Raw genomic sequence first — 6,188 nt, 5'->3', positions numbered from 1 at the left:
TCTATCCGCCAATTTGGGCGTTGGTCGGTAGCGACCACTCTCTAACAAAAAAATATCGCGATCGCGGCCTACGGCCGCTTATCAAAAAGAACCCCGCCTAAAAAGGCGGGGTTCGTCAGCAATCTGAGGCGCCACAAAGGCGCCTTCTCTCATCTCATCATGATCGCAAATGCGATTAGATGCGGATGAAGTCCATGTGCTCAACTTTTGGCTTGAACGCGTGGCGCTGGATGTCTTGTGGCTTAACTTTTACTTCTTGGCCATCGATAACCAGGATGATGCCTTCGTAGAACTCAGGCTTGTCCATTTGGTTAACAACCACTGGGTGGTCAAGTGCGATTGATACAGGCTCTTGGTTGCCACCGTAAACGATCGCAGGGAATTTCTTCTGATGACGTAGGCGGCGGCTCGCACCTTTACCCTTTTCTGTACGTACTTCAGCTTCGAACTTAAACATAATTAATAACTCTCTTTAGAGTGAAAACACAGTACTGAGCGTAGCGACCTAACTCAGTACCCAAAAACGAGCGCGGATATTAGCACTGCTTGACCACTAAAACAAGCTTTACAGGCGGGATTCATCACCGCCCAAGCCGCCCACACGGTGCCTTTTGCTCGTGGAGGCGTCTTTGAATGGACCCTTAGTGCTTTCAACTCGCGTCGGATTCTGCGAAAGCTTGCCCTCGGCTTTGCGCTAACATGGCCGTTAGCCTGTCTTGGCCAATAAAGCTCTCCACATCAAAGATTTTCTGACGCAGATGCCAGAATCGGCCTTGTTTACGTGCAATCACAAAGTCGGGCGGACGAAATCGGTGCTGTGACGCGGCCACTTTGGTCGGGGTGGTGGCGTCGAAGGGGCGGTGCCGATCGACCAGGTGAGGTCGGACAAATCGTGCCAGGAAGTCTTGTTTTTGTTTTTTGCTGGCCAGCGGCCACACCTCGTGTAAATCGTTGCCCTCGTGGGTGTGATAGGTCACTTTAAGTTGTGGTTTTTGATAGCGGTTTTTGCCAGCGGTGAGGGTCATGTCGGTGCATGCGACCACGAGTGCATCCTTGAGCTTGAGCGCTTCACGGAGTGTTTTGTCTGGATCAATTAAGGGGGCGTCACATTGGTGACAGCGACGTGCGGCAATATCGTTATCGGCGCCACACTCATCGCAAAACTTGGCACGAAAGCGGTAACCACAGATCTCGCGTTCGCCATCTTCATCCTCAAAATAGCCTTGGCACTGGCGGCCATAGTGTTCAATCAAAAAGCCATTGTCGTCCAGTTTGCCCCAAAAGCTGTTATTAAACCCGCATGCGGGGCAGGGGATCGTCACCAGCTCGCTGTCACTATCAGGTTTGGGCATGCCTATTTCTGGTTGGTACAAGTCGTAGACATTCCCGGCGTAGTCGAGAATCAAACAATCTTGCTTTCCTGGCGCGAGGCGAAGACCACGCCCGGCAATTTGTTGATAGAGACTGACCGATTCCGTGGGGCGTAAAATCGCGATCAAGTCCACATGAGGCGCATCAAAGCCCGTCGTGAGTACCGATACGTTCACTAAGTACTTGAGCGCTTTTTGTTTGAAAGCACTGATCAAGCGATCTCGCTCGATACCAGGCGTGTCACCTACGATCAACGCGGCGGAACCGTCTGGCAAATAAGAGAGAACCTCCCGCGCATGATTGACCGTGGCGGCAAAGATCATCACCCCTTGGCGTTCTTGTGCATACGCAATAATTTGTTCGACAATTTGCGGTGTCGCGCGAGGGGCATTGGCAACCACCTTCTCGAGATCCGCTTCCCGATAATAACCGTTCGCGGTGCGTGATACTTGGGAAAAGTCATAGCTAAGTAGCGGTGCATCCAGAACATGGGCAGGGGTAAGGAAGCCTTCATCAAGTAAGTGACTAATCGGCAGCTCAAAAACACAGTCGCGGAAAAACCGGGAAGCAGTCGTACGCACTTTGCCACTGGTATGGTATTGATAAATCCAGCCTTGTCCGAGTCGATAAGGGGTGGCAGTGAGTCCCAACACTTTGAGGCCAGGGTTGACCGTTTGCAGATGCGCAATGACGCGGCGATAACTACTGTCTTGGTTGTCAGGAACACGGTGGCACTCATCTATCACCAGTAAGGAAAACTGGTCTGCAAAGGCATCCAAGTTTCTTACCACTGACTGAACTGACGCAAAAACCACTTTGTCGTCAGAGTCTTTGCGGCCGAGTCCAGCGGAAAAGATCCCGCCCGTTAATCCATAGCCTTCATATTTGGCATGGTTTTGCTCGACAAGTTCTTTCACATGAGCGAGCACCAGTACTCGACCTTTGGCGATACGTGCGAGCTCTGCGATCACCAAACTTTTTCCCGCACCGGTCGGTAACACGGCGACAGCAGGAGGCGTATGGCGGCGAAAATAATGCAGCACGGCTTTAACCGCGTCAGATTGATAGGGGCGTAGGGTATACATAACGAAAAAACGGCCTAAGTGAGGCCGTTTAGTTTACTGACATGTGACGTCAGGTACAGAATTAAAGTCGTTTAGTCATAATGCAGTGCTGGCGGCGAGGCTGGTAATCGAACTGCTCATAGAAAAGTCGAGCGCCTTTGTTGCCAATATTGACCTCGAGGATGACGGCCACACACTCTTTTTCTTTGGCTCGCGCTTCAACGTGTGGGATCACTTGCGACCCCACGCCTTGCCGTCGCCATCTTTGTTGGATAAAGAATTGGTCTATCACACCGACGCTACCGCCGTTTTCCACGCTGAAGCTGTAAGCGACGACTAAAAAGCCAATCGTTTCGGTTTCTCCCTCATGCTCAACATCAATCAGAAAAACATCACCACGCTCGGGTTGTGAGAGCAAGGTGTTGAAAGTGGCCGCGACGGGAGTACGATCAAAGGGCAGCGCTTCGTGGTCGTGCTGTTCGTGTGACAGCGTCAATAAGGTTTCAAAGGCATCGGCGTCAGGGCGGCGAAGAGAGACAATCATGGTGTTTCCTTCTTTATCACTGATTGGTCAAGACGACCGTATCATACTCGCCAAATTGGCATGCTCAATCACCAACAATATTTTGATTGGCAGGTTGTGACAGACTCGGCGTCTCAGCAAAAAGCGTTTTGTTTTGCTTGCATTAACATATGTCCATCACGTGGACGATGATAATCAGTTTATCCCATCAAGGCGTGTTTTTCCGTCAGATCTCGTAAAACTTGATCTGTGTCTGAGCCGCAATGTGACGTATAATCCGCGGCAAACAAAGGTGCAATAAGCGGTAATATGCGATTAGATAAATTTTTATGTGAAACCCTAGGGGTGACACGAAAGCAAGCAGGGCGTGTGCTTAAAAGCGAGCTGGTGACGGTTGATGGTGAGGTGATCAAGTCGGGTGCCGTCAAAGTGAGCGATCAAGTGGAAGTGGCGTTTGAGGGACGTGCCCTTACGTTGTCAGGCCCGCGCTATTTTATGATGCACAAGCCTGCTGGCGTGGTGTGCTCGCATGAGGATGCGTTTAATCCGACGGTCTTTGTATTGCTCGATGAAGTCAATGCGGAAAAGTTACACATTGCTGGGCGCTTGGATGCGGACACAACGGGACTGCTGTTGTTTACCGATGACGGTCAGTGGTCACATCGTATTACATCTCCTAAACATCAGTGCACCAAAACCTACCGTGTGTGGCTGGCTGATCCGATCAGCGCGGAGACGGCAAAAGCCTTTGAAGAAGGGGTGATGCTACGAGGCGAGAAGCAACCCACGCTACCAGCAACCCTCGAGAAAGTTGATGATTATGAGGCACTGCTCACTATTCAAGAGGGCAAGTATCATCAAGTAAAACGTATGTTTGCGGCAGTGGGCAATAAAGTCGATGCGTTGCATCGAGAGTCAATCGGTGACTTGGTCTTAGACGAACACTTAGAGCCCGGTGAATATCGTCCATTAACAGACGAAGAGATCGCGTTACTGGGTTAACGCAGGTGACTGGTTAGCCCCGTCATTGTTGCCTCTCGTTGAGTAACGGTAAGCACAGCATGGGCTGTGCTTTTTTATTGCTCATCGAGAAGCATGTGTTACGACAACGTGACCAAAAGAAAGACATTCTTTCCCATGGCGACACAATAAATTGTTACACTTTGACCACGCTCACGTTATTTCCCTTTGCCCTGTCTTTTACGTTAAGGAGAGTTATGTCGCAATCATCGGCTGTCACGTCGTCCCCGACTCAATTAAGTTGGCTTTTGATCTTGGTGCTTGGTGCGATTGCTGCGTTGACACCGTTAGCGATCGACATGTACCTCCCGGCGATGCCAGCGATTGCCGCGGATTTAAATGCACCAAGCAGTGCGGTGAAATCAACCTTGGTTGCGTACACGGCCGGCTTTGCCATTGGACAGCTTTTTCATGGTCCGATTTCTGACAGTTATGGTCGTAAACCAGTGATGCTGGCCGGTGTGGCACTATTTTTCGTTTGTGCAGTGGTCAGTGCGATGGCCCAAGATATCGACGTACTCACTGTTGTGCGTGCAACGCAAGGATTTGCGGGGGCCGCTGCCGCGGTGATTATTCAAGCCTTGGTGCGTGATATGTTTGAGCGTGAAGAGTTTGCGCGCACCATGTCTTTTATCACCTTGGTGATGACGATTGCGCCTTTAGCGGCACCGATGATTGGTGGCTATTTGCTCACTTGGTTTGATTGGCGCGCGATTTTTTGGGTACTGGCTGGTTGGGCGTGTTTTGTGATGCTTTGCATTATTGTCCGGATCCCTGAAACCTTACCTAAACACAATCGTCCGCCTATGCGTATTGGCGCGTCATTGCGTAACTATGCCCGCATGCTCAAAACACCGTTTGCCGTAGGAATGATCTTCTGCTCAGGGTTTTCCTTTGCTGGGATGTTCTCTTTCTTAACCGCAGGCTCATTTGTTTACATTGATTATTACGGTGTGAGCGCGAAGATGTTTGGCTACTTGTTCGCGTTAAACATTGTCTGTCTGATTGTGATGACCTTTATTAATGGCCGTTTGGTTCGCAAAATGGGCTCGCATTGGATGCTGCGCTTAGGGCTGGGGTTGCAGCTGGCTGCGGGGATAGCCATTGCCGTGTTCCAATGGTTAGATATTGGGCTTTGGGGCACTGTGATTCCAGTGATGATGTATGTTGGGGTAATTTCAACCATCGGCAGCAATAGCATGGCTTGCTTGTTGGCCTGCTATCCGCAAATGGCAGGCACCGCGTCTTCTTTAGCGGGGACAATGCGGTTTGGTATTGGCTCGTTGGTTGGTGCAGGGGTTGCCGTTGCTTCAGACGGTACGCCCTGGGGGATGGTTGGCGCGATCGCCCTTTGTGCGATACTCTCTGCCGCTTTCTATTGGCTATTGGCAAGCAAAGAACCATGAGTTATGTCACCGAAATTCAAACTGTGATGGCCGCCGCCTTTGACGATCTCGCGGCAGCGATCGCCGCCAAAAAAGTGGCCGATGCGCCCCATGCGCGTGAGGCGTTTCTTGGTCGCTGGGTGGCGCAAGCGGTGAAGCAACAACGTTTTCATCACAGCGTTAAAGCGGACTTACAACGTTGGACTCAACGTGCCCGCAGTGCCGGCACGCAGGCGGGTCTCGGCGCTGAATTTGCTCAAATCCAAACAGTGTATGCCGAGTGGTTTCCGGTTGGCGAACCTGCCAAGCCTGTCCACAAATCGCAATTACAGCAGTGGATTGATTGTGCGGTTGAAGCGGGTTGGTGCGTACATACACAAGATACGATTGACCGAAAAGTGAAAATCATATCGGGTGGGCAGCATTCAATGGCCGTGTGTCCAGACGCGATGCAATCGGCTTTTGATGATGAGCAGCGCTTGGTCTCACCACTGAGCGTTTATGTCCGGGGGCCTGAGCAGGCGGTCGTAGCCTGGGCGCATCAGGCATGGATAGCACCGACGAGAGTGACTGCCTATAAATCGATCGTCAAATACCATGCTGAGTACCGTATTTGGCCGAACAATCAAGCCGATGGCTTAATGGTGATGCCACATTAATCGGAGTGTCTTCGCAGATAAGAAAACGCCCTCGGGCGTTTCAGACTGCTGACAAAGGTCTAGCTTTCGAGCTAGACCTTTGATCTAATAGGAGTGTCGCAATAGGGATGCTCCGGTATGCTTCAAGAACCTTCTCCACACCAATATGAACTTGAAATGGTGACGA

6 protein-coding genes are annotated in these 6,188 nt (G+C 51.0%); 3 read left to right on the top strand and 3 right to left on the bottom strand.

Annotated elements, in window-relative coordinates:
* Nucleotides 1-175: 175 nt before the first annotated feature.
* From rplY to EHW58_RS15410, 3 genes are all read right to left on the bottom strand, one after another.
* A complete protein-coding gene (rplY, locus tag EHW58_RS15420; protein WP_046073181.1) occupies nucleotides 176-457 on the bottom strand; it encodes a 50S ribosomal protein L25 in 282 nt (93 codons plus the stop codon).
* Between the two features lie 193 nt (nucleotides 458-650).
* Nucleotides 651-2,456: a DEAD/DEAH box helicase gene (locus EHW58_RS15415; RefSeq protein ID WP_152797343.1), complete on the bottom strand. Its 1,806-nt coding sequence runs from the start codon at nucleotides 2,454-2,456 to the stop codon at nucleotides 651-653.
* Between the two features lie 61 nt (nucleotides 2,457-2,517).
* Nucleotides 2,518-2,979: a GNAT family N-acetyltransferase gene (locus EHW58_RS15410; protein ID WP_046073183.1), complete on the bottom strand. Its 462-nt coding sequence runs from the start codon at nucleotides 2,977-2,979 to the stop codon at nucleotides 2,518-2,520.
* Between the two features lie 288 nt (nucleotides 2,980-3,267).
* Here EHW58_RS15410 and rsuA point away from each other — a divergent pair, with 288 nt between their 5' ends.
* From rsuA to EHW58_RS15395, 3 genes are all read left to right on the top strand, one after another.
* Nucleotides 3,268-3,960, top strand: coding sequence for a 16S rRNA pseudouridine(516) synthase RsuA (rsuA, locus tag EHW58_RS15405; RefSeq protein ID WP_077577783.1), 693 nt, complete (start codon nucleotides 3,268-3,270; stop codon nucleotides 3,958-3,960).
* Nucleotides 3,961-4,175: 215 nt separating this feature from the next.
* Complete coding sequence (locus tag EHW58_RS15400) at nucleotides 4,176-5,384, top strand: Bcr/CflA family multidrug efflux MFS transporter (RefSeq protein ID WP_077666232.1); 1,209 nt, start codon at nucleotides 4,176-4,178, stop codon at nucleotides 5,382-5,384.
* On the top strand, nucleotides 5,381-6,022 hold the full coding sequence (locus EHW58_RS15395) for a DUF2913 family protein (RefSeq protein ID WP_046073186.1): 642 nt from the start codon (nucleotides 5,381-5,383) through the stop codon (nucleotides 6,020-6,022). The genes EHW58_RS15400 and EHW58_RS15395 overlap by 4 nt, the downstream gene beginning before the upstream one ends.
* Nucleotides 6,023-6,188: the final 166 nt, after the last annotated feature.

Source organism: Salinivibrio sp. VYel1 (assembly GCF_009377945.1).
Lineage (GTDB): Bacteria > Pseudomonadota > Gammaproteobacteria > Enterobacterales > Vibrionaceae > Salinivibrio > Salinivibrio siamensis.
The sequence above is the reverse complement of the archived record's forward strand: the minus strand, read 5'-3'. Positions and strand labels throughout refer to the sequence as shown.

What these genes read in the sequence shown, in the direction of transcription:
- rplY (WP_046073181.1), bottom strand. Translation starts at nt 457, where the DNA reads ATGTTTAAGTTCGAAGCTGAAGTACGTACAGAAAAGGGTAAAGGTGCG.
- EHW58_RS15415 (WP_152797343.1), bottom strand. Translation starts at nt 2,456, where the DNA reads ATGTATACCCTACGCCCCTATCAATCTGACGCGGTTAAAGCCGTGCTG.
- EHW58_RS15410 (WP_046073183.1), bottom strand. Translation starts at nt 2,979, where the DNA reads ATGATTGTCTCTCTTCGCCGCCCTGACGCCGATGCCTTTGAAACCTTA.
- rsuA (WP_077577783.1), top strand. Translation starts at nt 3,268, where the DNA reads ATGCGATTAGATAAATTTTTATGTGAAACCCTAGGGGTGACACGAAAG.
- EHW58_RS15400 (WP_077666232.1), top strand. Translation starts at nt 4,176, where the DNA reads ATGTCGCAATCATCGGCTGTCACGTCGTCCCCGACTCAATTAAGTTGG.
- EHW58_RS15395 (WP_046073186.1), top strand. Translation starts at nt 5,381, where the DNA reads ATGAGTTATGTCACCGAAATTCAAACTGTGATGGCCGCCGCCTTTGAC.